General features: G+C 58.1%; 21 protein-coding genes. 7 read left to right on the top strand and 14 right to left on the bottom strand.

Annotated elements, in window-relative coordinates:
* Positions 1 to 236 precede the first annotated feature (236 nt).
* The gene (locus BR48_RS0121050; RefSeq protein WP_027233117.1) at positions 237 to 1,319 is read left to right on the top strand and encodes a glycosyltransferase family 4 protein; all 1,083 of its coding nucleotides are present in this window, start codon (positions 237 to 239) and stop codon (positions 1,317 to 1,319) included.
* On the top strand, positions 1,319 to 2,080 hold the full coding sequence (locus tag BR48_RS0121045) for a polysaccharide deacetylase family protein (protein ID WP_027233116.1): 762 nt from the start codon (positions 1,319 to 1,321) through the stop codon (positions 2,078 to 2,080). The genes BR48_RS0121050 and BR48_RS0121045 overlap by 1 nt, the downstream gene beginning before the upstream one ends.
* A 1-nt stretch (position 2,081) precedes the next feature.
* Here the strand turns inward: BR48_RS0121045 and BR48_RS0121040 are convergent, their stop codons facing one another.
* On the bottom strand, positions 2,082 to 2,912 hold the full coding sequence (locus BR48_RS0121040) for an MBL fold metallo-hydrolase (protein ID WP_027233115.1): 831 nt from the start codon (positions 2,910 to 2,912) through the stop codon (positions 2,082 to 2,084).
* A gap of 214 nt (positions 2,913 to 3,126) precedes the next feature.
* On the opposite strand from BR48_RS0121040, the gene BR48_RS25185 reads away from it, so the two are divergent.
* Positions 3,127 to 4,899 (top strand): metallophosphoesterase, encoded by a 1,773-nt coding sequence (locus BR48_RS25185; RefSeq protein WP_051615326.1) that lies wholly within the window; start codon positions 3,127 to 3,129, stop codon positions 4,897 to 4,899.
* 15 nt (positions 4,900 to 4,914) lie between these two features.
* Here BR48_RS25185 and BR48_RS0121030 read toward each other — a convergent pair whose 3' ends face one another.
* The 9 genes from BR48_RS0121030 to BR48_RS0120990 all read right to left on the bottom strand — a co-directional run bounded on the left by BR48_RS0121030 (position 4,915) and on the right by BR48_RS0120990 (position 17,938).
* Entirely contained in the window at positions 4,915 to 5,379 is a 465-nt protein-coding gene (locus BR48_RS0121030) for a Crp/Fnr family transcriptional regulator (RefSeq protein WP_027233114.1), read from the bottom strand.
* Positions 5,380 to 5,436: 57 nt separating this feature from the next.
* Positions 5,437 to 8,151 carry an ABC transporter ATP-binding protein gene (locus tag BR48_RS0121025; RefSeq protein WP_027233113.1) on the bottom strand — a complete coding sequence of 905 codons (2,715 nt, stop codon included), beginning with the start codon at positions 8,149 to 8,151 and terminating at the stop codon, positions 5,437 to 5,439.
* 144 nt (positions 8,152 to 8,295) lie between these two features.
* Positions 8,296 to 9,441 carry a glycosyltransferase gene (locus tag BR48_RS0121020; protein WP_027233112.1) on the bottom strand — a complete coding sequence of 382 codons (1,146 nt, stop codon included), beginning with the start codon at positions 9,439 to 9,441 and terminating at the stop codon, positions 8,296 to 8,298.
* Positions 9,438 to 10,691 (bottom strand): glycosyltransferase family 4 protein, encoded by a 1,254-nt coding sequence (locus tag BR48_RS0121015; protein ID WP_036815173.1) that lies wholly within the window; start codon positions 10,689 to 10,691, stop codon positions 9,438 to 9,440. Before BR48_RS0121015 ends, BR48_RS0121020 begins: the two co-directional genes overlap by 4 nt.
* A 7-nt stretch (positions 10,692 to 10,698) precedes the next feature.
* Positions 10,699 to 11,904, bottom strand: a complete 1,206-nt coding sequence (locus BR48_RS0121010; protein WP_027233110.1) for a glycosyltransferase family protein — start codon at positions 11,902 to 11,904, stop codon at positions 10,699 to 10,701.
* A 59-nt stretch (positions 11,905 to 11,963) separates the two neighbouring features.
* Positions 11,964 to 13,139 (bottom strand): ABC transporter permease, encoded by a 1,176-nt coding sequence (locus tag BR48_RS0121005; RefSeq protein WP_027233109.1) that lies wholly within the window; start codon positions 13,137 to 13,139, stop codon positions 11,964 to 11,966.
* The gene (locus tag BR48_RS0121000) at positions 13,136 to 14,134 is read right to left on the bottom strand and encodes an ABC transporter permease (protein ID WP_027233108.1); all 999 of its coding nucleotides are present in this window, start codon (positions 14,132 to 14,134) and stop codon (positions 13,136 to 13,138) included. The genes BR48_RS0121005 and BR48_RS0121000 overlap by 4 nt, the downstream gene beginning before the upstream one ends.
* 4 nt (positions 14,135 to 14,138) lie before the next feature.
* Positions 14,139 to 16,055 (bottom strand): ABC transporter substrate-binding protein, encoded by a 1,917-nt coding sequence (locus BR48_RS0120995; RefSeq protein ID WP_027233107.1) that lies wholly within the window; start codon positions 16,053 to 16,055, stop codon positions 14,139 to 14,141.
* Complete coding sequence (locus BR48_RS0120990; RefSeq protein WP_027233106.1) at positions 16,049 to 17,938, bottom strand: ABC transporter ATP-binding protein; 1,890 nt, start codon at positions 17,936 to 17,938, stop codon at positions 16,049 to 16,051. The genes BR48_RS0120995 and BR48_RS0120990 overlap by 7 nt, the downstream gene beginning before the upstream one ends.
* Before the next feature lie 188 nt (positions 17,939 to 18,126).
* On the opposite strand from BR48_RS0120990, the gene BR48_RS0120985 reads away from it, so the two are divergent.
* A complete protein-coding gene (locus BR48_RS0120985) occupies positions 18,127 to 18,408 on the top strand; it encodes an AbrB/MazE/SpoVT family DNA-binding domain-containing protein (protein WP_027233105.1) in 282 nt (93 codons plus the stop codon).
* A 53-nt stretch (positions 18,409 to 18,461) separates the two neighbouring features.
* Positions 18,462 to 18,587, top strand: coding sequence for a hypothetical protein (locus tag BR48_RS26810; protein WP_280949050.1), 126 nt, complete (start codon positions 18,462 to 18,464; stop codon positions 18,585 to 18,587).
* Here BR48_RS26810 and BR48_RS0120975 read toward each other — a convergent pair whose 3' ends face one another.
* Entirely contained in the window at positions 18,588 to 19,544 is a 957-nt protein-coding gene (locus BR48_RS0120975) for a polysaccharide lyase (RefSeq protein ID WP_051615323.1), read from the bottom strand. It lies immediately after the preceding gene.
* Positions 19,541 to 20,878, bottom strand: a complete 1,338-nt coding sequence (locus BR48_RS0120970; RefSeq protein ID WP_027233103.1) for an adenylate/guanylate cyclase domain-containing protein — start codon at positions 20,876 to 20,878, stop codon at positions 19,541 to 19,543. Before BR48_RS0120970 ends, BR48_RS0120975 begins: the two co-directional genes overlap by 4 nt.
* A 360-nt stretch (positions 20,879 to 21,238) precedes the next feature.
* On the opposite strand from BR48_RS0120970, the gene BR48_RS0120965 reads away from it, so the two are divergent.
* On the top strand, positions 21,239 to 22,576 hold the full coding sequence (locus BR48_RS0120965; protein ID WP_027233102.1) for a nucleotide sugar dehydrogenase: 1,338 nt from the start codon (positions 21,239 to 21,241) through the stop codon (positions 22,574 to 22,576).
* Between the two features lie 5 nt (positions 22,577 to 22,581).
* On the opposite strand, the gene BR48_RS0120960 is transcribed toward BR48_RS0120965, so the two are convergent.
* Positions 22,582 to 23,736 carry a DUF3095 domain-containing protein gene (locus tag BR48_RS0120960; protein WP_027233101.1) on the bottom strand — a complete coding sequence of 385 codons (1,155 nt, stop codon included), beginning with the start codon at positions 23,734 to 23,736 and terminating at the stop codon, positions 22,582 to 22,584.
* 331 nt (positions 23,737 to 24,067) lie between these two features.
* Here BR48_RS0120960 and BR48_RS0120955 point away from each other — a divergent pair, with 331 nt between their 5' ends.
* Positions 24,068 to 24,859 carry a LuxR C-terminal-related transcriptional regulator gene (locus tag BR48_RS0120955; RefSeq protein ID WP_027233100.1) on the top strand — a complete coding sequence of 264 codons (792 nt, stop codon included), beginning with the start codon at positions 24,068 to 24,070 and terminating at the stop codon, positions 24,857 to 24,859.
* Here the strand turns inward: BR48_RS0120955 and BR48_RS0120950 are convergent.
* Positions 24,856 to 25,296 (bottom strand): hypothetical protein, encoded by a 441-nt coding sequence (locus BR48_RS0120950; RefSeq protein WP_027233099.1) that lies wholly within the window; start codon positions 25,294 to 25,296, stop codon positions 24,856 to 24,858. The genes BR48_RS0120955 and BR48_RS0120950 overlap by 4 nt on opposite strands.
* Positions 25,297 to 25,308 lie beyond the last annotated feature (12 nt).

The raw sequence follows: 25,308 nt of genomic DNA, 5'->3' as shown, positions 1-25,308 counted from the left end.
AACACCTGATTTTCCTCGACCAGTCTATGCGAAGTCCGGCCCTTTGGCGATACGGGCTGTATAACTCAAACGCAAGCTTGGTGGTCTACAACAATGGCTTTTTGAACATTCCAGAACGCACGAACCATCAAAATATCGTTAGCAACATCCGAAGCAATTGGCGCCGCGCTGGAAATCGTGCCATGCAGATTCCATCAGGATGGCAGTTGCTGCCGACAGAAAGTCAATCATTGCTCATGCGCATAGCGTTCTATGCACCATTGAAATCGCCCAACCATCCGGTCCCGTCGGGTGACCGTCAGATGGCGCGGCTATTGATCGCTGCTTTGGAGCTTGCCGGCCATAGCGTCGATCTGGCATCGGAGTTGCGGAGTTTTACCGCCACTCCCGAGGATAGCAGGCGCGGGGAGATAGCAGCCGCAGCGGCGCAGGAGGTAGAGCGGCTTGGCCGCTGGTGGGAGCCAAGGCCGGATGTCTGGCTCTCCTACCATCCATATTATAAGGCGCCGGACCTCATCGGCCCTCGAGTGGCTGCCGCGTTGAATATACCCTATGTCACGGCGGAGGCCTCCTTTTCGCATCGGCGCGACAAGAGCGGATGGGCAGCCCTGCAATCGCTCGTGGCGGACGCCGTGCGGCAGGCGGACGTCAATCTCTGCTTTACCGAGCGGGACCGGCAGGGTCTTGCGGCGGCGATCCCCGAGGCGCGGCTCGAACGTCTGTTTCCATTCATCGATGTCGCGCCCTTCAAGATGTCAAAAGCGCAAAGAGAGCCGCGAAAGCTGATGACAATCGCCATGATGCGCAGCGGCGACAAGCTAGAGAGCTATAGAATATTGGCGGACGCCCTGATGGCGATCGAGGACGAGCACTGGACATTGACGATCATCGGTGACGGACCGGCGGCCTCCGAGACAAGGGCGCTTTTCTCGAAGTTCAAGCCTGAACGCATCGAATGGCTTGGAGAACAGTCTCCAGCCGTCATCCGGAGCGTCCTGCAACAGGCGTCCGTCTACGTTTGGCCGGGTGTCGGCGAAGCCTATGGGATCGCCTACATGGAAGCGCAGGCAGCAGGGGTGCCAGTCGTGGCGCAAGCCGTAGCAGGTGTTCCCGAAGTCGTAAAAGATGGTGAGACCGGCATCCTCACTCCGGCCGGTGACACCCAGGCATATGCCCGGGCCATCGCCACATTGCTTGACGATGAGGCAAGGCGCACACGTATGGGCTCGGAGGCACACCGCTTCATTGCGCAAGAGCGTTCCCTTGAAGGTGCGTCGGTGCGGCTTGATCAAATTTTGCGACAATCTGGGACAGCATAATGGGAATTGATGCGACCTGGCAGCCTCTGCAGGCCGAATTACAGCGCTGGTTCGACGCCGGGCGCCAGGCGCAATTTTGGCTGCGCGATGACGATGCGGTCAAACCAACGTCCGCGTTGGAGCGGCTGCTCGAGCTCAGCAACAAGAATGACGTGCCAATGACCTTGGCGGTAGTCCCTGCTCATGCCGAGGCGACGCTTGCCGAGCGATTGACCGATGAACTGCGCATTCTTGTCGCCGTCCATGGCTGGTCGCACCAGAATCACGCCCCGATCACCGAGAAGAAGCAGGAACTCGGCTCCCATCGGCCGCGCCAAATGGTCCTCGGCGAAATCGGAGAAGGTGTCGGGCGTATTCGCGCGCTGTTCCCACAGCGTTTTGTGCCAGCGCTGGTGCCACCCTGGAATCGCATCGACCAAGGATTGATTGCCGAGTTGCCTCGACTTGGATTTGACGCGCTTTCCGTTTTCGGCCCGGCCAAGGCGAAGCAGACTGCATTCATTCCCGTCGTCAACACCCATGTCGATCTCATGGACTGGCATGGAACGCGCGGTGGCCGCAATCATGACGAACTCGTTGCCGCTATCGTCAAGGAACTTCAGAAGAGATTTGACGGCCTGGGCGAGCCCATCGGAATACTGACCCACCACCTTGTCCATGACGAAGCGGCCTGGCAGTTCCTGCATAAGCTCTTTGCGATCATCGCGGCAGCGCCGAATGCCCGCTGGGCCGCGCTTGGCGAGCTCATTCAGGGTCGATGATCTAAAGATCGATCTCCTGAAAATCGCGCGCGGAAAATGCACCCGGAAAGTGCTCCTTTGCCAGATGTTCGAACTCATCGAGTTCGTCATCGGTGCGCGACGGCGCATGGTGAAACAATGCAAACCTCTTCACGTTTGCTGCCTTGGCAAGAAGGACGCCATGCTGCCAGGTTGAATGTCCATAGCCAAACCGGCGCGGCATTTCATCTTCCGTATAGGTGCAATCGTAGACGACGAGATCGGCGCCCTTGATAAGCCGCATCACCTCGGGGTCAAACTTCCCGGCCTCGTGCTCGGTGTCGTAGATCAATGCCAGCACTTTGCCTGCCCATTCGATGCGATAGCCGATGCAGCCGCCCGGATGATTGAGACTACCCGTCTCGATCCTTACACCCTCAAATGGCTCCAGCACGTCGCCGGAACGGAAATCGCGAAAGCCCAGACATGCCTTGCAGATTTCCGGCTCGACAGGAAACCAGGGCGGACGCATGAATTGCTTGACGATCTCGCGCGTTGACATGACGCCGGCAAGATGGCCCGACCAGATGCGCACATTCATCATTGGATTGTAGAGCGGCGCAAAATAGGGCAGGCCGATGATATGATCGTAGTGGCAGTGGGTGAAGATGATATCCAGTTCATCGGCGCCTTCCCGCGTCAGAGCTTCTCCCGCCTGCCGCACGCCCGATCCGGCGTCGAAAATCAGCCTGTGCTTGCCGCACTGAACTTCAATACAGGCGGTGTTTCCACCGTACCGTTCGAACTCGGGTCCCGAAACGGCGACGCTGCCACGCGTCCCCCAGAATTTTACCCGAAACACTTCGTCGTTCATTCCGATTTTTACACCCAATCCCCCGCGCCTGTCGGGTATCGTAGCCAAACCGCTTTCCTAATGCGAGCGTTGGCTTTCGAATTAGTTGCCATGGGCGCAATAAACACCCAAAACACAACGTATATAAGCGATAGTCATACGCTTTTTAAGCTTCATGACAATTGTCGATACAAATGTATAAGTTTGCGTATCTTTCCACCGGAATGCTTCGTTCATGTCGTCTTCGCAATTCCCGCCCATTGCTATCATCGCGGATGCACATTTTCACGATCTCTACGGCGATTATGATTTCAGCGGCATCGATGTTGCCGGGCGCAACATGTCCGCGCGGCGGCTGACCGACACCGTAAGGTCGACCCGTGTCTTCAACGAAAGCTATCGCGCCTTGCGCGCGGCCCTGGACACGGTGATCGAGCGCGGCATGAAGCATGTTGTCCTGCTCGGCGACTATTCGGACGACGGGCAGGCGGCGACCATACGCGCCCTGCGCGAGGTTCTTGATGGATATACGCGCGATCACGGGCTTAATTTCATCGCAACTCCTGGAAATCACGATATTTTCGGCCCCACCGGACGCCACCATGCCAAGCGCCTTCTCAATCCGGACGGCACCTATACGATTGTTGCCAGCGACGGTGGCTTCGTCGACGATGATGCGGACGGCATGGTGACGACGGACAAAATGTATTGCTCCGGCTATCCGGCCGGGCTGAGCGCGCTGCCCGATCTCGGCTTCTTTCGAAAGGCATCCGACCTGCACTGGGAAACACCGTTCGGGACTGACGACCGACCCGAGCGGCGGCATTACACGGTGCGATCGCAGGATGGCCGCAACGAATACCACTTGATGGATGCTTCCTATCTGGTTGAGCCAGTGCCGGGCCTTTGGCTGCTAATGATCGACGCAAACGTGTTTGAGCCGCGCAATGGCGAGTTCGTCGAGGGCTATGCAGGCGCGTTTGTCGACAGCACCAATGCCGGCTGGAATGCCATGCTCAAACACAAGGCGTTCATCCTCGATTGGGCGAAAGACGTCGCTGCAAGGGCGAGGCTCAACGGCAAGACGTTGCTTGCCTTCTCGCATTATCCGGCGCTCGACATGCTCGACGGTACGATGGATGACGAGCTTGCAGTGATCGGCAGAACGAGTTCGATTGAACGCATACCCTCCCGCGCCGTTGCGGATGCGCTCATGGATGCAGGCCTCCACATCCACTTCAGCGGCCACCTGCATGTCAACGATACGGCACGCGCGGAGCTGGATGACAAATTTCTTATCAACATCGGCGTACCATCGCTTGTCGCATTTCCCCCGGTCTTCAAGATCATCACGTTTGGCGAGGACAGCCTCAAGGTCGAAACCGTGGCGCTCGATAAAGTGCCCATCGATCCGCTCCTGATCGAGCAATACCGTGTCGAGATCGGCGTAACGGGTAAAAAGGTCGGCCAAATACTCGATGCACCCGATTACGGTACCTTCATTGCGGAACATGTCGATCAACTCGTCGTCCACCGCTACCTGCGGAGGGAATGGCCGAAGGATCTAGCTAGGGTCCTTGCGCAGATTAATCTGGGGGACCTGGCCGTACTCGGCCATCACCATCAGGCGGTCGCACTTGCCGACGCCACCGTTCTGCTTCACGCCGAACGCGGCCGCTACGAGTCCATGGAGCGGATACGAAGCGCATTGCGAGCCGCGGGGCTTACTCTCGATGAACTCGACGCCATAACGTGCCTGAAACTACTCGGGGACTGGTACAAACTGCGGCTTGGCAGTGAATTGGGGCTGGATCGCATTCCAAGCGATAAGATGAGGATGTACCGCTACCTCATGGAGCTTTTTTCCGACCAAAGTTCGGTGAAATCGGGCGAGGCACAGGACACGTTTATGCGGTTGTTTCGCATGATGGCCCGATATCTATCTGGCCATCCATCACGCAATTTCACGATCGATCTCGCAACCGGAAAAATCTGCGAAATCGAATAAGCCTAAGGCCGTGGACTACTTTGCCGTTTGCTTTTGCCTGCTGCGTGCTTCGCTAAGCTCGGTCGTCGTATGGCTGAGACGGTCGGCAAGGACGCGCATGATTTCAATGGTCATTTCCGGATAGTCGCTCAGAAGCTTGAAAAAATGATCCTTGCTGATGCGCAGCGCTTCCAGCGCCGAGTTGGCGCGCACGGTCGCAGTTCGCGATACGTCGCACAGAATGGCGATTTCACCGACGATGGAATCATGTTCGATCTCGGCGACCTTGATCTCGCCGCTCGGGGTCTCCGACAGAATATCGGCGCGGCCGGTCAGGATGACATAGGCGGCGTCGGCTGGATCCCCTTGGCGAAAAAGGGTCTGCCCGGCCTTGTAGCTCACGCGGTCGGAGGTGAAGGCCAGCAGCTTGAGTTTGGCAGGGGCAACACCCGAAAACAGCGGCACCCGCCGTAGCATTTCGACTTCGTCTTTCAGCAACATGAACGTACACTGCCCCCTTTTTAGGTCTTCCACTTCGCCCCTTGGTTCCGTGGTATTCTACGATACCAGCTCCTTGAATATACCGTTTTTCTCAAGAAGAGTCGCGTGCGTTCCCTCTTCGACCAGCGTGCCCTTGTCGAACACGATGACACGGTCAAAGAGGTTTGCAAGCGCCGAATTCGACAGCACCCAGACGATGGCTGGCGGGCGTCCTTCCTTGTGAAGGTCCTCCATGATCTTGTGGGTTATCTGATCCTGAACGCGCTGGTCGAGTGCCGGAAGCGGGCGATTGAAGATCACATAGTCCGCGCGCTTCAACAGGGCACGGGCGACGTTGAGCTTCTGCCGCTGCACATTTGTGATGCGTTTGCCGCCCGAACCCACATCGAAATCCATGCCGATGGAGAGCACGCTTTCGAAAAGGCTGAGCTTGTCGAACAAATCGCGAAGGATGGCGCGGATGCGGTCCGTCCCATCTGCTTGCGTAACCCCAACCCTGCCAAACAAAACGTTGTCCATGAGTGTCGCCGAGGCGATGAATTTCTCCGGGTCGTAGCGCTCGATGACGGCTTTGAGATCCTCCGGCATATCGCGATGGAACCGACCGCGCGCTTCGACGATCTTGGCCATCAATTCATCATTCAAGAGACCGAAACGGTGCCGCGGCTCGATATAGGAGAAGCTCAAGCGGATAATGCTGGTGCGTTCATCCGAGGAGGCGGCATCGATGTCGCGGCCCTTCAGTTTTTGCAGGAGCTGCTGATAGCCTGGAATATCGTCGGCGGTCATGAAAGTGAGCTGCTGGAAGAACGGATGGTCGGGGGGCAGATCCTGGAAGAGTTCGACTGCGTTCTCGGCAATCTCGAGACCCATTGCGTAAAGGTCATCGAGCAGGCCGGTCTCGCGCATAACCGAACGGAAATAGGGATTCGCCGCAAGCTTTCGATTGGTCATCATCGGCCGCTTCATCGACCCGAACAGGAAGTTCTCGCCGACTGTCGCCTGTGGATTGTAGGCATCGAGCTTGAACGGCACGACCAGGTCGTCGAGATCTTCTTTTTTCAGACGCTCGCGCAGCGCTTCGCGCAATTCCACGATACGGCTCGTCAAATCGCCGTGGGCGGCGGTATTGACGCGCGAATTCAGCGCCATGTCGAGGATGTCCTGCGAAATCAGCACGGCATCGAGCACCGGCCGCAAGACGTCAAAGAGATCCTGGGGCCCTGTCACCCCGGCCGAAGCATAATCGACCCAGTCGCTATTTACGTCGAGCTCGGGATTGCCGGCCTTGCGGGCCTCGATGATGTTCCATTTGTACTGATCCGCAAGCTTGCCCTCATACTCCACCGGGACCATCGGCGCATGCTTCAGGCCATAGAGAAGATTGTCCCGCAAGCTTCCCTGGAAGAAATATGTGTCGGACGAAGCATAGGCGATGCGTCGCCCGGTAATCGCTTCGGGCAGTTCCAGAATATCGCGCCCGTCAATGGTGATGCGGCCCTGATCCGGCCAGACCTGACGGCTGAATGCCTCGGCAAGTGCCTCCGCGCCGCTGCTGCTGTTGCCGACGATGGCAACGGTCTCGCCAGGCATGATTTCCAGCGAGACATGCCGCAGGAGCGGCGCGCCTGCATCGTCCGACACGGTTAGATTCACTGCATGGAGCGAATGCTCGAGCGGACTGATGGGATCGGTCGACAGGGCCTGGATCTTGGGATCGACCAGGCGCTCGACGTTGAACTGTTCGACAACTTGCGCATACTTGACCTGAACGTCTTGCCGGGCCTGATCCCAGTCGATGAGCTCCTTGAGCGGCCCCGGCAGATCCTTGTAGGCGTTGATCACCGCGACGAGCTGACCGATGTCGAGCCGTCCCTGCAGCGCCAGAAAGCCGCCGATGGAATAAAACAGGAAGGGCGTTACCTGCGCGAGGAAGTTGTTGATGAACTTCACCAGGAACTTCCATTGGTAAAGGTCATAACGGATCGAGAAGATAAGGCCGAGACGGGCCGCAATGTCGGCACGCTCGAAATTAGACGTATCGTTGCCGTGAATCGTGCCGATGCCATCGACGATTTCGCCGACGCGCCCCGAAAGCTCGCGCGCGGTCAGCTGGCGTTGGCGGCCAAGTTCGAGCAAACGCTTGCGCATGCGCGGAATGACGACGCCCTGCACGGCGACAATGCCCGCCGCAATCATTCCCAGCCAGAAATTCTGCATGATGATGAAGACCAGCGCCGTGATTGCCTGGCCGCCCAGAAGCGCGGGCTGAACGAAGGCATCGCCGGTAAAGCCGCCCATCGGCTCGACCTCGTCCTTGATCATCGTCGCGATCTCGGCCGACTTCACCCGCTTGAAAGTTGCCGGCGGGAAACGCAGCACCCGGTCGACCAGTTCGAAGCGTATGCGCCGCAACATTCGCTCCCCCAGCCGGCCCTTATAGGTGTTGATGTAAAGCTTGAAGAGACCGTTGATGACGACCAGGAAGAGAAATACCAGGCTGAGGGCCATCAGCATCTGGAAGCGCGTCAGTTGCAATCCCTCGAAGAACAGAATGTTGCCGATATAGGGAAAGTCATACTCAATGCGCATGAAGGTTTGCGTCGAACCTGGCGTGTCAAACCCGGTTCCCTGTATCGGACCGTTGACGATCTGTTTCGGCAGGTCGAACGAGAGGAAGTACGGAATCATCGAAACCGCGACGACGAACAGAATCCACATCTGCTGGAGCCGGGTATGCGACCAGATATAACGGGTTAGGCTTTTTTCCATTGGTAACCGTACGCTGTGAATCCAGCAGGCATTTCAAGAACTGAAACGTTTGAAGTGCACATGGATGAACTCCATGGTTGAATCGTCCTAGCCTACAGCATCCGTTCCGCGAAGGCTATATGACAGGTCGCAAGCGCGATTTGTTTAAATCCTGCGCGCCTCGACGAGTTCCCGCAAGATCTCGGCGGTGCGTTGCGCGCCTCTCAGATCGAGCCCGCCAGGAAGCGGACGCGGCTTTGCAAGAACCGCCTCCAGCGCATTGCCGAGCGTCCCGGCATTCAGCCCCATTTCCGGCACGACGACCGCGCGATCCATGGTCGCGAGCCGCGTTGCACGCAAGCGTTGCTCCGTTTCGCCGCCGGCAGTGAAGGGAACCAGTATCGAGCGGCACCCCGCCTGAAGGATGTCGCAGACGGTGTTGTACCCGGCTTGCGAGATGGAAAGCTCTGCGCGCTTGAGCAAGGCGGGAAAATCCTTGCGAAAGCGAAAAAGGCGGACATGATCAGGCAAGTCCGCTGCAAGTCCGGCGAACTCGGTCTCTGACAGATTGGGGCCGGTGATAAGACACCAGGATCTGTTCGGGTTCGACCGTCGCGCTAAAGCAAGGGCGGCAAGAATAAGGTCAATTCCGACCGCGCCTCCACCGGCAGAAACAACGATGTCGAACACGTCATCCGGTTCCTCGGGGGCCGGTGCGGCGACGAGCCCCGTATAAATGATTTTCTCCTCGATCTCGCCCGCCAGCGGAAAGGTTTCCGGCAGGCTGACGAAGGAGCGATCGCCATGAACGAGCACGTGATCGAAATGCTCTTTAGCGAGTGCCACCGTCTCTTCATCCCGTCCAGGCTTCGCGCGTTCCTGCAAGATGTCGCGGATCGACGCCACGACAATCGGACGCGGGGCCATGGCTTCAATCGCGCCGAGTAGAGGCAGGAGTTCGAAGCGCATCTGGCGGCGGCCGAACGGAAAAGCCTCTGTAATCACGATATCAGGCTGCATCTCGTGGAAAGCTTCCAGCAGAAGGGCGCGGCGGCGGGCGAGAAATTCCTCACCCACCGTGTCACCATTGATGTCGGCAAGGCCCGAAAAACCGGCGCTGGCGGCGACAACGGCGGGAAGGGCGACAGATTTGATCCCTTCTGCGGGAAATCCTGGAACCTTTGTGCCTCCTGTGACGACCAGGACGTCAAAATGGGCGGCAGCGAGCGCCGAAGCTACTCGGCTCGCCCGCGCCAGATGACCGATACCCAGCAAATGCTGAACGTAAAAGAATATGCGTGGTGCAGTCATACCTTCTGCCATTCGCTTTCGAAGAGCCGCGTCAATTGCCGGATACTCGAATCGTGGTCGAAATGTTCGCGCACGCGGGCTTCTGCTGCTTCACCGAGCCGATGCCGCAGGTCTGGATCGCGGATGGCACGCTCGAGCGCGGCCGCCAGCGCTTGCGGATCTTCGGGCGCGACGACAAGACCATTCGCGTCATCCGTCAGCAATTCCGGAACGCCCGAAATATTCGTTGAAACACAGAGGAGATTTTGGCTGGACGCTTCTACCAGAACATTGGGCAGGCCGTCGCGATCGCCGTCTGCTGCTACCCGGCAGGCGAGAGCAAAAACATCAGCGCGGCGATAGTGGTCCAGCACATCCACCTGAGCGAGGGCGCCCTTCCAGTCGATTCGATCTGCGATGCCCAGCCTCGTGGCAAGCGGCTGCAGCCGCGATAGTTCATTGCCCCCACCGATATGCACAAACCGCCAATGAAGGTCGCGCGGCAGAAGCGCCAAGGCCTCCAAAAGCACATCATAACCCTTCTTGGGCACAGCACGGCCGACGCTCAAGATCTGTACCTGGTTGGACGCATCCGATCCGTCGCGTCTTGACCGCTCGGCATCGAAGCGTCCGAACCGCTCCAGATCGAGCCCATGATAGCTCAAATGCACCCGGTCCTTGGCCGGAGCAAGGTCGCGCATATGCTCGAACCCCGAGCGCGTGCACGTCACGCTCCACCGTGCGTCAGCGAGCTTTTCAGTCAGCTCCCAATCGGGCGACGTCCAGATATCCTTCGCATGTGCCGAACAGGACCAGGGCACGCCGGTCATGATGCTGGTATATGCCGTGACGGAGGCCGGCGTATGGATGAAATGGGCATGGAGCCATTCGCCTGCGTCCGGCCATTCATGGGCAAGGACAAGCGCCTGGCCAAGCCGGCGGAAGCGGTTGCGCGAGACATCGCGGCGCAAATCTTTCCAGAATCTTTTTAGGAGTTCGCTGAAGTTCGGCTTGCGCCATCCGGCAACTAGCGCTTGCAATACGCGCAAGGGCTCTTCGTGCAAATACTCAGGTAGGTAGACCACCCGCGCGCGTATTTCGTCATGAATGGGATGGCGCTTCTTGTCGGTCGGCCTTCGCATCGAGATGAGCGTGAGATCGAAGCCGGCGCGCTCCAGTCCAAGCAGTTCCTGAGCGATAAACGTTTCCGAAAGGCGCGGGTAGCCTTTAAGAACGACAAGCGTCTTTCGACGTATCAGAGGCGAATGCATGTAAAAGCTATTCCGCGACGGCCGGGAGCGGCTGCTCGCGCTCGTCGAGCCAGTCGCCGACGATCTCGGAAATATGGACGAGCCCTTCGAGGCGCATGCCCTTGCCGGTCTGCGACGGCGGCGCACGATGCGGCAGGCGCTTGAGCACTTCTGCCAGAAGCTGCGGATTGTCCGCCTGTTCGGGGAGCAGCATTTCGACAAGGCCAAGTTCGGAGGCCCGCCGCGCACGGATGAGCTGCTCGGCGCGCGGTGCTACGCGCGGAACGATAAGCGCCGGCTTGTCGAAGGAGAGGATCTCACAATAGGTGTTGTAGCCGCCCATGGCGACCACGGCCTTCGCGCCCGCGATCAGTTCTTCCATGCGGTTATCGAACTCGATGACCTGGATCTGCGGTATCTTGCTGCCCTTCTGGACCAGCTTGGCCCTTTGCTTGGCCGGCATATAGGGTCCTAGCACGATGAACGCCTTGTGCTGCAGGGTCGGGTCCTGCTGGTAGGCGTGGATGACATTGTGCACGAGATCGGCGCCGTCACCGCCGCCGCCGGTCGTCACCAATATATAGTCGCCCTCGGGGACATGTGTGGGCGCACTGTCGTTCGAGAGGCTACGCTGGAGGAAACCGACAAATTTCATTTTGTCGCGCACAGACGTAGGCACGTCGAGTTCGACCAGCGGGTCGTAAAAGTCCGGGGGACCATAGACCCACACCGTGTCGTAGAACTGGTCGATCTTGCGCATCACATTGTTGTTCTTCCACTCAGCCTCGAGCAGATGCGGCGCATCCATGACCTCGCGCAACCCGAGGACGAGGGTGGTCCCGCGCGATTTGAGATAAGCGAGCGTTTCTTCGACTTCGCCCTTGAGCCCCATCGGCTCCTTGTCGACGATGAAGATATCCGGCTGGAACGTCTCTGCGGTGTGCCGGATGATCGATTGGCGCATCTTCAAGGTTTCATGCAGATCGATATGCCGCGCAAGCGAGGTATATTCACCGTTGCGCAACTTGATGACGCTCGGCACCTTCACAAAATCGACGCGGGCACGGTAATCGAACGCCCCCGCAATAGTGGCGCCAGAGATGATGAGGATGTTAAGCCCGCGATAATCCTCGACCAGCGAATGCGCAATGGTCCTGCAACGGCGCAAGTGGCCGAGTCCGAACGTGTCGTGACTGTACATCAGGATCCGAGCATCTTCGAAACGCCGCATCATGGTCAAAACCCTTTGTTTTGCGGGTTGACCCGCACAGTGCACCCGAACCTGTTGGGCCCTTATCTGTATGGATCGGCGGCATCGCGCAACCCATCTCCCAAGAAATTGAATGCGAGAATGACAAGAATAACCGGAATCATTGGAAACAGCAGCCAGGGATAGAATGCGATCACATTGACACTGCGCGCCTCAGTCAGCAGGACGCCCCAGCTCGTTATGGGTGGCCGCAGGCCAAGTCCGAGAAAACTCAGCGCGGTCTCGCCGAGGATCATCCCGGGAATCGAAATCGTAGCCGTTGCAATTAGATGCGACATGAAACCGGGCACCAGGTGACGCCCGATTATGCGGGCGCTGCTGGCGCCCATCAGCTGTGCCGCGAGAACGTAATCCTCCTCGCGCAGCGAAAGCAGCTTGGAGCGTACGGATCGCGCCAGCCCCGTCCAGTCCAGCATGCCGAGAATGAGCGTGATACCGAAATAGATCAGGATCGGACTCCAGCTTACCGGCATGATAGCCGCCAATGCCATCCAGAGCGGCAAGCTAGGCAAAGATTGCAACACTTCGATGACGCGCTGCACCAGGAGATCGAAGACCCCGCCGTGATAGCCGGCAAGCCCGCCGATAACGATGCCGAGGACGAAGCTGATCGTTATGCCGATAAGGCCGATCGTGAGCGATATGCGGGCGCCGTAGATAATGCGCGACAGGACATCGCGGCCAAGACGGTCCGTGCCGAGAAGGAACATCTGCCCGCCCACCGCCGGGCAAACAAGATGGATGTTGCTCTCGATAGCTCCCCAGAACTTATAGCTGTCACCCCGACAAAAGAAGCGGATTGGTTGGACGTCATTGCGGTTATCGGAATAGTTGCGCTTCAGCGTATCCATGTCGAGCGACATCTGGCGCCCGTAAACGAAAGGCCCGACGAAATTGCCGTCGTGGAACAGGCGAACCCGCTGCGGCGGCGAATAGATGAAGTCGACATTGCGCGTATGCAGGTTGTACGGCGCCAGGAACTCGGCAATGACGATCATGCCGTAGAGCAGGAGCAGGAATATACCCGAAGCAAGCGCGAGCCTGTGACGCTTGAACTTCCACCACATGAGCTTCCGCTGCGAAGCCAGATGAAGCTTCGCCTGCTCCTCCGTCATCACCTCGATCGACATGGGATCGAACGGCGCCGTCGAAACATAGTGCTGCAGCGGCGCACCGGGAGAGGGGAGCTGTGCCGTCATTTGGTGCTCCTGCCGGCAAGCCGAATTCGCGGGTCGAGAAAGGCAAGAGCGATATCCGATATCAGGACGCCGATGACCGTCAGGAAAGCGAGGAACATCAGGAAGGAGCCGGCAAGGTACATATCCTGGCTTTGCAACGCCTTGATGAGCATGGGACCGGTGGTCTCGAGCGAAAGCACGATGGCCGTGATCTCCGCACCCGAGATGATCGCCGGCAGAATGGATCCGATATCGGAAACGAAGAAGTTGAGCGCCATCCGCAACGGATATTTGACCAATGTCTTGAACGGGTGCAGCCCCTTGGCGCGCGCCGTCATGACATATTGCTTTTGCAACTCGTCGAGCAAGTTGGCGCGCAGCCGCCGGATCATGCCTGCGGTGCCGGCCGTTCCGACGATGATGACGGGGATCCAAAGATGCGAAAGTATCGACCTGGCTTTCTCCCAGCTCATCGGCTCGTTCAGGAATTTCTGGTCCATCAAATGCCCGATGGACGTGCCGAACCAGATATTGGCGAAATACATCAGGATCAACGCCAGCATGAAATTCGGAATAGCAATGCCAAGGAGACCAAAAAGCGTCAGTCCGTAGTCGCCCCAGCTATACTGGTGCGTCGCGGAATACATGCCGATCGGAAATGCAATCAGCCACGTAAAAATGATCGTCACGAACGACACGAGTATCGTCAGCCACATACGCTCGCCGACGACTTCGCTGACCGGCAGTTGATACTCGAAGGAGTAACCGAAATCGCCATGGAGCATGCCGCCGAGCCAGTGGAAATAGCGCAGCACAGGCGGCTGGTCGAAACCGTATTGATGGCGCAGTTCCTCGATATCCTGGAGGTTCACCGTTTCGCCCTGTGCCTGCATCTCCGCGATCTGACTGTCGAGGAAGTTGCCGGGCGGCAATTCGATGATGGTGAACACGAGAGCGGATATGATGAGCAGGGTCGGGATCATCGCGGCGATGCGCCACAAGATGTACTTCAACAACATTCTAAACCTGCTCCTCGTTCAGCCAGAACGTATCGGGCATGTAAATTCCGAGATAGCAGGTGGGATCGAAGCCGTAGAGCGCCTGTTTCGGAACATTCTGCAAGCGCGCTGTGCGCAAGATGGGCTGCAGCGTGCCGTTCACGATACCGATCGAGAAAACCTGGCTCGTATAGATTGACAGCATCTTGTGCCAGATTTCCGTACGCTCGGCCATGCTGGAGGATGCGCGCCAGCTGTTCTGCAGATTGACGAGTTCCACGGCCTCCGGCAGATCGGGGGCCTTGCCGTTTTGGCCGAGCGAGAGATAGTACATCCCCCAGAGCGGCCATTGCAGCTGGTCGTCGGCAGTCGGGGCGAGCTGCTGCGGGTTCATGTCGGCGGTTGCCACGCCATTTTCGATGCCATACCAGATCGACATCATGATGTGGCCGCCTTGCGCGCGGCTACGGAAGATGTCGCGTTGGGATGTTCGGGTGAACAAGGCCAGGCCCACCTTGCGCCAGTGATCGGTGATGAGTTCGAGAACGTCGGTATCAAGGGTGCTTTCGCCCGGAGTCTCGACCGTAATCTCCGCAGGCCGGCCATCCGGCAGAAGCCGAATGCCATCGTCATTGCGATTCTGAAGACCGGCTTCATCGAGCAATGCGTTGGCCTGCTCAGGATCATGGTCGATCCACGCCTTGGCATATTCCGGCTTGAACAGGGGGCTTTCCGGCAAAACAGTGTCGGCGCTGGGCTTTCCGAGGCCGTAGAAAGCCGCCATGTTGATCTCATGCCTGTCTATGGCAAGCGACAGCGCACGCCGCACCCTGACATCGCGGAAAAGGTTTCGCCATACATCGTCACCGCAATTCAGATTCGGCAGGATGGCGAGCCGCGAGCCCCGCGTCAGTTTCCACAGATCGACCTTCACCGGATAGCGATCTTCGGCGTCTTTCAGGAACGTGTAGTCGTTAAAATCGATACCCGTCGCCTGCAGGTCGCTTTCACCCGCCCCCGTTTTGGCCGGGATAATGGACGATGAGCTGACATTGAGGATGAACTTGTCGACATAGGGCAATTGCTTGCCGTTCTCGTCGACCCGGTGGAAATAGGGGTTCCGCTCGAAGATGAACTGCTCCGCCGGCGGTGCGGTGGTGTTCCTCCAGGGATAGAGCGTCGGCAGTTCAGGGTTCTCGGGGCGGTACTCGCGCGCCATCTTGATGTGAAGATCAGCCCATTTCTTGACGCGGTTTTCCTTCATCAGTGCCGAAAGCCGAAATTCGTCCTGATACTTCTTGTGGAACTGCTTCATATAGGCCGACGGGCCAACAATGATGAGGGGCTGCGGTCCGGCGAGGGCAGGGAGAAAATTAGGATTGGGCCGCTCCCAGGTATAGCGGACCGTCAGATCATCCACGACCTCGAAACGCGGCAGATTGCCATCGACGCGCAGCTCAAGCGCACCGCCCCCCGGTGTCAGGTCCTTGTTCAAAAGGACGTCTTCCCACCAATAGCGGAAATCAGCGGTCGTGAATGGCGATCCGTCCGACCACTTGTGTCCTTCCCGCAACTTGAAGGTAAAGACCGTATCCTTGTCCGACTGGAATGCTTCGAGAACGTCCGGCTGGAAGACCAGACGCTCGTCGTACCCGACAAGCCGCGCATAGCCATAAATCGTCATCAGCCGGATATCCTTGGCGCTGCCGATGATGGTACGGATCGTCCCGCCATATTTTCCCGGCATCCGTCCCATGCTCTTCAGCGGCACGATGCGCGGTTGCTTGGGCAGCCGCTCGGAAATCGGAGGAAGACTGCGGGCAAGCAGCCGATCGGCAAGGAAATCCGGCTCGTGCTCCATCTCGCGGTCTGCTGTGCGCGCGACCCGGGGCAGGACGGCGCAGCCGAGTGCGCCGAGAACTGTGCGACGCGTTACCAAGGGCGAAGCTCCCGAACGTCAACGTTCTTTCGTGCAAGGACAAAATGGCCGTCGCCGAGATCGGCGGGTATCAGCGGGTCTCCCGCTTCATCGGGCCTGAATTGCGGCGCCCACTCGCCCTGTTCGGAGGCGCCGCTCGCCTGCAGCGTCGTAAAATCGAGCGGACGATCAAGGTCGGGGAAGGGGACGGCGGCGAGAAGACCGCGCGTATAGGGGTGGACCGGGTTGCGCAGGATGACCTCCCTCGGGGCGAGTTCGACAATGCGCCCGCCCCACATGACCGCGATACGGTCCGCCATGTAATCAACGACGGCGAGGTTGTGCGAAATGAAGAGATAGGTCAAGCCGAGCTGCTTCTGCAAGTCCTTGAGGAGGTTGAGGATTTGGGCCTGCACCGACACATCGAGCGCTGATACTGGCTCGTCGCAAATCAGCAGTTGCGGGCCAAGGGCAAGCGCCCGGGCGATACCGATACGCTGGCGCTGACCGCCGGAAAAGCTGTGCGGGTAGCGATTGAGAAAGCGCTGGTCGAGACCTATCGCCTGCATCAGGCCGCGGACCTTTTCGAGCCTGTAGGCCCGGTCGCCACGTCCATGGATCTCAAGTGGCTCGCTCAGGATATTCTGGACGGTCATGCGCGGCGAAAGCGACGACACCGGGTCCTGGAAAACCATCTGGATATGGGTGCGCAGATCCATGAGATCGTCGCCCTGGGCCGTGAGTACATTAATCTTGCCAGAGCCGTCATCGAACGTCACCGACCCGCTGTCGGGCGTGACGGCCCGCATGAGGATCTTGCTGACTGTGGTCTTGCCCGAGCCGCTTTCACCAACAAGGCCAAGGCATTCGCCGCGCCTGATATCGAAACTGACGCCATCGACAGCGCGCACTTCCGTTGTATGCTTGCGACCAAAAAGACCAGATTTTCGGGTTTTGTACGATTTCGTCAGATCGCGGACCGAAAGCAGGATCTCAGGGGCGTTCGCAACTTCCTTTTTCTTGGCCCACAGCGTGTCGGTCTTCACCGGGACTTCGCGCAGAGCCTTCAGACGCTCGCCCGGCTTCATATCGAAATGCGGGACCGCGGCCATGAGCCCCTTGAGATAGGCGTGCTGCGGATTGCGGAAAATCGCTTCGACGGGTCCGGCTTCCATGATCTCGCCGTGATAGATCACCACGACTTCATCGGCCATGTTGGCGACAACGCCGAGATCATGGGTGATCAGAAGCATCGCCATGTTCAGCTTGTGCTGGAATTCCCGAAGCAACTCCAGTATCTGCGCCTGGATCGTCACATCGAGCGCCGTCGTCGGCTCGTCGGCAATCAGGAGCGCCGGACGGCAGATCAGCGCCATGGCGATCATTGCACGCTGGCGCATACCGCCCGAAAGCTCGAAAGGATACATGTCATAGGTGCGGCTTGGATTGGAAAATCCGACGTTATCCAGCATCTCCTCGGTTCGCGCGCGGCGCTCTTCCTTGGAAGACTCAGTGTGGATCGCCAAGACCTCGCTGATCTGGTTGCCGACAGTATGAAGCGGCGACAGGGACGTCATGGGCTCTTGAAAAATCTTGGCCATGCGGCTGCCGCGCAGCGCCCTGATCTGCTCGCCGTCAGTCGGCAATTGCAGAATGTCGGTGGTCCTGCCATCGAGGGGGTCGGTAAAGAGAATCTTGCCGGTCGCCTTTGCCGTATTCGGAAGGATACCCATGACCGACTGGCTTATAACGGATTTACCGGATCCGGACTCGCCGACGAGCGCTGTGACTTTCCCGGGGAGCACGCGCAGATTGGCGCCCTTGACGACGTGCAAACGGCCACCGAGCATCGAAAAGGAGATACCCAGGTTTTCGATACGCAGAAGATCAGACCCGGATTTCATGAGAGCCAACTGTTCCCCGCAGCACATCATTTATCGTTTATTGTGCCGAGACTATCGTACGGTCTTGGGGGAGTCTAGCGTGATAGGCTCAGGCGTGATCGTGCGCCTGCCAATTAGAGTGAAGGCTCTTGGCAATTGCGCTGGGAGCCACGAACTTACTATCGTCTTGCTAACGAGGTGGTTTTTCAATGACCAAGCATGAGAGGCTGACAACAGTCGTATCCACAAAGGGTCAGGTCGTCCTTCCGGCGGCAGTACGCAAGGAGCGGCACTGGTATGCCGGCACCCGCCTCCTTATCGAAGAAACGCCTGACGGCATCTTATTGAAGGACGCTCCCCTGTTTGCACCGACCAGAATCGAAGACGTGGCCGGCATGTTGAAACACGACGGCCGACCGCGATCACTGCAGGACATGGACAACGCGGTAACAGAGGCCGTCAGGGAAAAGCATGATCGCGGTCGATTCTGATATTATTGTGTCTGCTTTCTGGCCGCGAGGCGCTGACATTGGCGAGAGAAGGCATGGACTTCGCAGATGCCTTTAACCTCACCTCAAGCACCAATTGCGAAGCGATGATGGCGTTCGACACGGACTTTATCAAGATCGCCAAACGTGAAGCTACGTTGGAGGTGAGGCGGCCGGTCTAGCTACGGCGCCGGACAGGCATCCGCGCCAAGCACGTCCTCGCAGCGCGATGAGCGGCGAAAATTGTCATAATAGAGCGTCCAATTGGTATCGTCCGCGGCGCGGTAGGGACCGAACTTGAAGTACTGGTTCTTGCCGAGGCCCTCGTCACCATGGCCAATGCGGCCCTTGACCGTGACAATCCACTTCTTGTTGGCGAAAATCTCGACATGGCCTGAGCCATCCGGGCCGGGCTTGCTGTAAATGGCAAAGTCGATCCAGCCTGAATCCGGTGTCGGCAGTTTATTGCCGCGATCGGTCACAACGATCTCGTTGGTGCACGCGCTGAACTGGCTACCGTTTTCAGGTGTCCACGTCGGGTCTGTGGCAATCAGTGCGCGCATTTGGTTGACGTCCGGCCGATACCAAATGGGCGTCTTGGCTTCGCCGCACGACTTCACGCTGTCGGTGGTCTGGGCGCCAGGCGCCACATAATTCGTTTCGATCGTCGCAAAGAGCTTGCCTTGATTGAGGCGCAGCGCCAGGAAAGGACTGAAATCGCCCACGGCGTCCGGTCCGATTTCACGCTTCCATTGGGCAATCAGGTAGCGGTGGTCGCCCATCGGTATTGGATCGGCGAACTTGACCGCGAAGCCATACCAGACGCCCTGATCATAGGGGACGCGACGATCGGTCTTTTCCCAGATTTCAGCCCGCTCGCTGCAGTTCTTTCGCGAAGCCGGGCAGAATGGCCGCACGCTCAGTTTCAGGGCCCCGGAACCAGTGAGCTTCACCTCCGACTGAAATTCGGCCGTTCCCGCACGCTGCTCAAAATTCTTGCGATAGTAGAGCCCGCCGCTTGGCGCGAAGTCGGCGCCGTCAAACCCGTCATGGAGAAAGTCGCTTGCCGGATCGGCTGCCGCGGGGCTGAGGCTCAGAGTTCCGGCGAAGAAAGCCATGGCAAGCGTCTTTCCGATCATTGCATGAATTTTTCCAATAGAGGGCGACGGGTTTTGGCATCACGGTGCAGAAGCATGACTTGTTCGGCTTCCGAGAGGCCATCATAAGCAACATCGTCGTAGGCGTCATCAATCTTAATCGGATCGCCTGAAGCGTTCGGCAGCAGCACCGTCACCTTGTGGCCGACACCGCGCAATTGTTCTTCGCCGAGCGTGGTCCAGTCGCCCCCGCAATAGGAGGCAAAGGCCTGGCTGGCGATGACTTCATGCGAATATTTTTTGGTCAGCACCTGCAACCGCTGCACTTCATTGACGGCCGAGCCGAATGCCGAAAACGTCAGGCGATCCTTGAGCCCGACATTGCCGAACATCACATTGCCGACGTGGAGGCCGATGCCGTAGCGAACATCGCTGAGCCCGTTGCTGCGGCGATCCTTGTTGAGTTCGGCAACACGCGCCTGCGCCTTGAAAACGGCAGCAAGTGCTGCGTCGCAGGCAATCTTCGACGGATCCTTGTGGCGGCCGCACGGATAGACCGCAAGGAAGCCGTCACCCATGAAGCTCATGATTTCACCGCCGCTGCGGTTGAACGGGGCGGCAATCGCGTCGAAGAAATGATTGAGTGTGTCGATATAGGCCTGCCGGCCTTCCTTTTCGGCAAGCATGGTCGATTCCCGCATATCGCCCATGACGAGGGCGGCGCGAATGGTCTCGCCGTCCCCGCGCCTAATCTGGCCGTCGAGAACACGCTTGCCGGCATTGCCGCCGAGATAAGTCGTCAGCATATTGTCCGCGAGCTTGCCGAGAACTGCCATCTTGGCCGCAACGGCGAGATGGTTTTGCAGCCGCAACAGCGCGGCAATCATCGCATCGCTGAACCCCCCGGTGCTGTCAGTCGACCACGAACCCATCATGCCTTGCGTGGATTGTCCGCCGAAAGGCTGCAGGAAGGCGAGGTAATCGGTCATTCCCTCCTGGCGCAGTTCTTCGAGGACCGGGAATTCCACCGGACCGTCCCTGTCGAGCCGGCGGCGCAAATGTTCGAGATTATTGTTGAGAAGATAAAAATACGGGCTTTGCAGGAAACGCTCCGGCTTGCCGGCCGGATCGTGGCGATATCCCTCGACGCTCATGCCCGTGGCGCGCATCCATGTAAAACCCAAAGCGTCGTAGAGCGGGTGCAGCATGGAAAAGGACAGGTTGACGCGCGCGATGGGGAGGCCAGCCGCGGCTATGCGTTCGCAAAAACCCCTGACGATGGTTTCAAGATTGTCGCCGGCAAGAGAGGCGTGCGTAAGCCAGTCGGCTACCTTGTCGAGGAGAATGGTGGAGACATCAGATTGGGTCGCGCTCATCGCTTGTCCTTACAAAAATACGAGCCACGTCCGTTCCCCACAATTCGGATCGGCACAACCAATCCGTGTAGATCGAAAATGAGTGAATCGGGCTTTGGAGTCAACGTCGCCCGTGGGGCACGTCAGCATTGGCAAGACCAGTCCGATGCAACCGGGGATACTTCGTCGGGCAGTCCTTTATCGATCATTGTTCTATTTCCCACACATGGGTGTCACGACCGGCCGAAGCAATAGGTCGCAACGTCCGGTCTTCAAAAAGCTGACATGCGCCGGAGGAGCTGCACTTGCTTGACACTCCTGTTCATTGCCGCCATCTAAAGCACCCAGATTTGCGCACGCTTTGGCACGAAAGAGATTACCTTGTCCGCTTCACCCTATCTTGCTCTTTCCGGCAAAATCGAAACACGCCAGGCGCAAGCGGGAGTGATCGGTCTCGGCTACGTCGGCCTTCCATTGGCGATAACGCTGGCGCGGAGCGGGTTTGCCGTAACCGGTTTCGATATCGACCCGGAGAAGATCATCGCGCTCGACGCCGGCCAGTCCTATATCGAAGCCGTTTCCAACGAAGCGCTCTCCGACGAGATGAAGACAAAGCGCTTCAAATCCACGACTGACTTTAGCCTGCTCGCAACCTGCGACGTTATCGTCATTTGCGTGCCGACCCCACTAACCAAGCACCGCGATCCCGATCTATCCTATGTCGAGGCGACGAGCCGTTCGATCGCCCGTACGCTGCGTCGCGGGCAATTGATTGTGCTGGAATCGACAACGTACCCCGGCACCACCGACGATATCGTCAAAACCATCCTCGAGGAGACCGGGCTTAAATCCGGAACCGACTTCTTTCTCGGCTTTTCGCCGGAACGTGAGGATCCGGGCAACCGCGATTTCGATACCGCCACCATTCCCAAGATCGTCGCCGGAGACGGGGACGAGGCACGCGCCCTGATGCTGGCTTTTTATGGCGCCGCCGTGAAGACCGTCGTTCCGGTTTCCTCGAACGCGACAGCCGAAGCAGTCAAGCTTACCGAGAACATCTTCAGGGCGGTCAACATTGCGCTCGTCAACGAGCTTAAGACACTCTATGCGGCAATGGGGATCGACATATGGGAAGTCATCGAGGCCGCGAAGACAAAACCCTTCGGCTACATGCCTTTTTACCCCGGCCCCGGGCTAGGCGGCCACTGCATCCCAATCGATCCGTTCTATCTGACCTGGAAATCGCGCGAGTACGAACTGCCGACACGGTTCATCGAACTTGCCGGCGAGATCAACGCAGCGATGCCGCGCTATGTCGTTGCCAACCTCGCCGAAGCGCTCGACAGGCGCGCGGGCAAGGCGCTCAGCCGCTCGCGTATCCTCATCGTCGGTCTTGCCTACAAGAAGAATGTTCCGGACATCCGCGAAAGCCCCTCCCTGCGCCTGATCGAAATCATCGAGGAACGCGGCGGCACTACCGACTATCATGATCCTTTCGTTGCGACCGTGCCGACCACGCGTGAACATATGAGTCTGAAAGGACGCAAATCCATCGCTCTGACCGAGGAGATCGTTCGGTCCTATGACGCCGTGCTCATTGCAACAGACCACGATAATGTCAATTATGCTCACCTCGCACGTTGGTCGCCCTTGATCATCGATACGCGCAACGTCTTTGCGAAGCTCGGACTTTCGGTCGAACACATCGTGAAGTCCTAACCGGGCTAAGAAAGCTTAGCCTTCAGATTGCTCGCTGCCATCGCATAGCCGCCCGACGCGCCGTCGATGAAATGGATGTGATCGTGCGCCATCGGCGTCGGCACGAAACACGTGATCAGGGCGGAATCCTGCTTGTGCAGGCCATAGCGCGCGATACCGGCGGCCGAAGCTTGGTCGAGCAGCATTTCGATACGGCGCAGGCGTTCAGGCTCGATATCAATGGTCAGCTTCAGCCCGTCATCGAACTTGCGAAAGTCGGAATTCTGGGCCAGCTCGCGCTTGTATATTTTCGGGTCCCATCCCCCGGCCGTCAGTCCGAACTTGTCGAGCACGTATATCAGGATGATCTGTGCAATGATGGCGAGCTTGCGGGTAAATCGCTTGCCCGGCGGCGCTGCTGCGCGCGCTTCGGCGTCGACGCCCGCCGTCGTAAACTTGACGGTTGGACCTTCCGCGGGCAGCGGGTGCGCGCCGCGTCCCTGGCCAGCGGCAACAGCAAGGACATCCGAGACGAGTTTGCGAAACTGCACGTTGGCACCGGTCGTGCCCGGAACCGCAATGATCGAGACGATTGCGCCATTGCGCGCTTCAATCGGATTCCACCGGCAGGACAGGCCGGTGAGGTCGGGCCGCGTCCCTGTGGGTGCGCGACCCACCGCATATTTGCCGCCCTTCATTTGCGCTTCTGCCCAACTCGTGCCACCGCCCGCAAACATGGCATAGGAAACGTCAGGGCTCACCGCAAAACGGGCAACACGGACGTCGAGCCCGATCGCCCGTATGTCGGCGATGGGCACAAGGGCGGCGCGAAGATTGAGCCCGAGTTCCTCGGCGACCCAGGACTGAACGGCGGCGAGCGCTTCGCGCGCCTTTTCCGAGAGCGATACTGGAAGCGCTACCAGCGCACCGTCACCGCCAAAAACAAAGGGATAGTCCTTCTTGCCGACTGCATTGAGCAGTGCCGAGATCACGCTTGCCCCGGCGGTATTGACCGCTTTGTAGCGGCCTTCCGCAATGGCCTCGGTCGAACTGACAATATCTGCTGTCGCAAGCACCCAGTCATCGGGTAGCGGCTGGTAGTTCGCCGTATCGACAACGCCTTCGAATTCCACAAAGACGGGGATCCTATCAAAGAAATTTTCGCTCGATTGTGTGGACATTGTTTGCCATTAGCACAATCGCCGGTAGCAGGCGATCCGGTTTAGTCTTCAAGCTGCATGGCGGCAATACAACTGGGTCTTTATTTAATGCACCATAAGAGACAGTGGCGGGATGTGAAATCTTCAACTACCAATTGCACGAAACATGAATTGTTCAATTGCTGCAAAAGTGTGTAGAACCAAAAATAGAGTTGTGCGCGTCTTGTGCACTGCGTCAAGCTAGTGCAACCATCCACACGTGATTGATTCTGAACGTCAAACTACGATTGATTTTCTAGAGTTATTTGGTGATGCCAGCATATTATGCTGAAAATAATGGTTTGCGCTGTACATGCATTTTGATCTGGCCCATTTCCCGGATTTCCAGGAAGGCTTTTCCAGTGGCAGCCTAAAACTAGATACACTGGAAATGCTGAGGGATATTCGCCAGCAATTAGGCTGTCGCTATATCACTCATATCGGCTATTCAGATCTGACGAAGCCGCAGCGCGGCAGCGATCCTGAAATCTCGGTGTTGACGACCTTGCCGGTCCATTGGGTCGTGCGCTATTCGGCTAAGAACTATTATCGCGTCGATCCGCTGGTGCAGGGCATCATGCAGGCGCGCCGGCATTTCGATGCGATCGGCACGATTCGCAATCTTGCGGAAGACAAAAGCTTACCGCTGGAATCAAGGAAGTTCCTGCGTGACAGCCAGTTGCGCGGCCTCGGCAACCTCTTTCTCGTCGTGCCTACATCGAACTCGCACGGTTTTCGCGGCGTTACCGAATTCACCTTCGACGTGCAATCAGCCGAACAGATGGCCTCGATCGGCGCCATCGGCAAGCGACTGGCCGGCGTGTCGGCAAAGCTTCACAACAGCCTCCACAGCAACCGCAATCCCGCGCTGGCGGCATCCGTCGCCAGTCTCCTGACCAAACGGGAAATCGACTGCCTCTACTGGGCGGCGAACGGCAAGACAGATGGGGAAATCGGTGAGATTCTCAATATTGCACGCTGGACGGTCGTCACCTATCTGACCAACGCCAAGAACAAGCTCGGCTGTTCCAACCGAACCTCTACCGTCGCGACGGCACTGGCGCTCGGCGTGATCGAGATGCCTGCGATCAGCAACAAATTCTAGCCGAGGTTCTCGGACGCGGTCAGTTGTGGCAGGCGCGCATTCTCGAAGGCCGCGGCGAGAAGGGCGGTATTGTCGGCCGGGCTCCGGCCCGTCTCCGCGAACCTGACGTGGTGGAGATCAATTTCGGTTGAATCGGCGCCAAGTGTCAGCCGGAAATAGGCGTTAACACCCATGTTCTTGAACTCGAGATCGAGCATTACCTTCGGTGCCGTATTCCAGTCGAGCGTGTACTCGCCGCCTAGACCGAATGTGAGCGTGTCGGGATAGAATGTCAGCTCCGTCGCTGAATTGACGATGTCGGCAATATTGCCAAAGAGCTCGCAGCGGATGAACGCAATGTAGTCCGCAACGTCCACGAGCCGAAGATCATCCACAACCTCCGTCAAATGTCCGGAGATAATGTCGACGCGGGTTGCGGAATACTGCGTTTTCTTCATGCATTGATCCGA

This window comes from Phyllobacterium sp. UNC302MFCol5.2 (assembly GCF_000686005.1).
Taxonomy (GTDB): Bacteria; Pseudomonadota; Alphaproteobacteria; order Rhizobiales; family Rhizobiaceae; genus Phyllobacterium; species Phyllobacterium pellucidum.
The sequence above is the reverse complement of the archived record's forward strand: the minus strand, read 5'-3'. Positions and strand labels throughout refer to the sequence as shown.

Excerpts from the sequence above, each read along its gene's own strand:
- BR48_RS0121050 (WP_027233117.1), top strand. The coding sequence starts at position 237 with ATGCGCATAGCGTTCTATGCACCATTGAAATCGCCCAACCATCCGGTC.
- BR48_RS0121045 (WP_027233116.1), top strand. The coding sequence starts at position 1,319 with ATGGGAATTGATGCGACCTGGCAGCCTCTGCAGGCCGAATTACAGCGC.
- BR48_RS0121040 (WP_027233115.1), bottom strand. The coding sequence starts at position 2,912 with ATGAACGACGAAGTGTTTCGGGTAAAATTCTGGGGGACGCGTGGCAGC.
- BR48_RS25185 (WP_051615326.1), top strand. The coding sequence starts at position 3,127 with ATGTCGTCTTCGCAATTCCCGCCCATTGCTATCATCGCGGATGCACAT.
- BR48_RS0121030 (WP_027233114.1), bottom strand. The coding sequence starts at position 5,379 with ATGTTGCTGAAAGACGAAGTCGAAATGCTACGGCGGGTGCCGCTGTTT.
- BR48_RS0121025 (WP_027233113.1), bottom strand. The coding sequence starts at position 8,151 with ATGGAAAAAAGCCTAACCCGTTATATCTGGTCGCATACCCGGCTCCAG.
- BR48_RS0121020 (WP_027233112.1), bottom strand. The coding sequence starts at position 9,441 with ATGACTGCACCACGCATATTCTTTTACGTTCAGCATTTGCTGGGTATC.
- BR48_RS0121015 (WP_036815173.1), bottom strand. The coding sequence starts at position 10,691 with ATGCATTCGCCTCTGATACGTCGAAAGACGCTTGTCGTTCTTAAAGGC.
- BR48_RS0121010 (WP_027233110.1), bottom strand. The coding sequence starts at position 11,904 with ATGATGCGGCGTTTCGAAGATGCTCGGATCCTGATGTACAGTCACGAC.
- BR48_RS0121005 (WP_027233109.1), bottom strand. The coding sequence starts at position 13,139 with ATGACGGCACAGCTCCCCTCTCCCGGTGCGCCGCTGCAGCACTATGTT.
- BR48_RS0120990 (WP_027233106.1), bottom strand. The coding sequence starts at position 17,938 with ATGAAATCCGGGTCTGATCTTCTGCGTATCGAAAACCTGGGTATCTCC.
- BR48_RS0120985 (WP_027233105.1), top strand. The coding sequence starts at position 18,127 with ATGACCAAGCATGAGAGGCTGACAACAGTCGTATCCACAAAGGGTCAG.
- BR48_RS26810 (WP_280949050.1), top strand. The coding sequence starts at position 18,462 with ATGGACTTCGCAGATGCCTTTAACCTCACCTCAAGCACCAATTGCGAA.
- BR48_RS0120975 (WP_051615323.1), bottom strand. The coding sequence starts at position 19,544 with ATGATCGGAAAGACGCTTGCCATGGCTTTCTTCGCCGGAACTCTGAGC.
- BR48_RS0120970 (WP_027233103.1), bottom strand. The coding sequence starts at position 20,878 with ATGAGCGCGACCCAATCTGATGTCTCCACCATTCTCCTCGACAAGGTA.
- BR48_RS0120960 (WP_027233101.1), bottom strand. The coding sequence starts at position 23,736 with ATGTCCACACAATCGAGCGAAAATTTCTTTGATAGGATCCCCGTCTTT.
- BR48_RS0120955 (WP_027233100.1), top strand. The coding sequence starts at position 24,068 with ATGCATTTTGATCTGGCCCATTTCCCGGATTTCCAGGAAGGCTTTTCC.
- BR48_RS0120950 (WP_027233099.1), bottom strand. The coding sequence starts at position 25,296 with ATGAAGAAAACGCAGTATTCCGCAACCCGCGTCGACATTATCTCCGGA.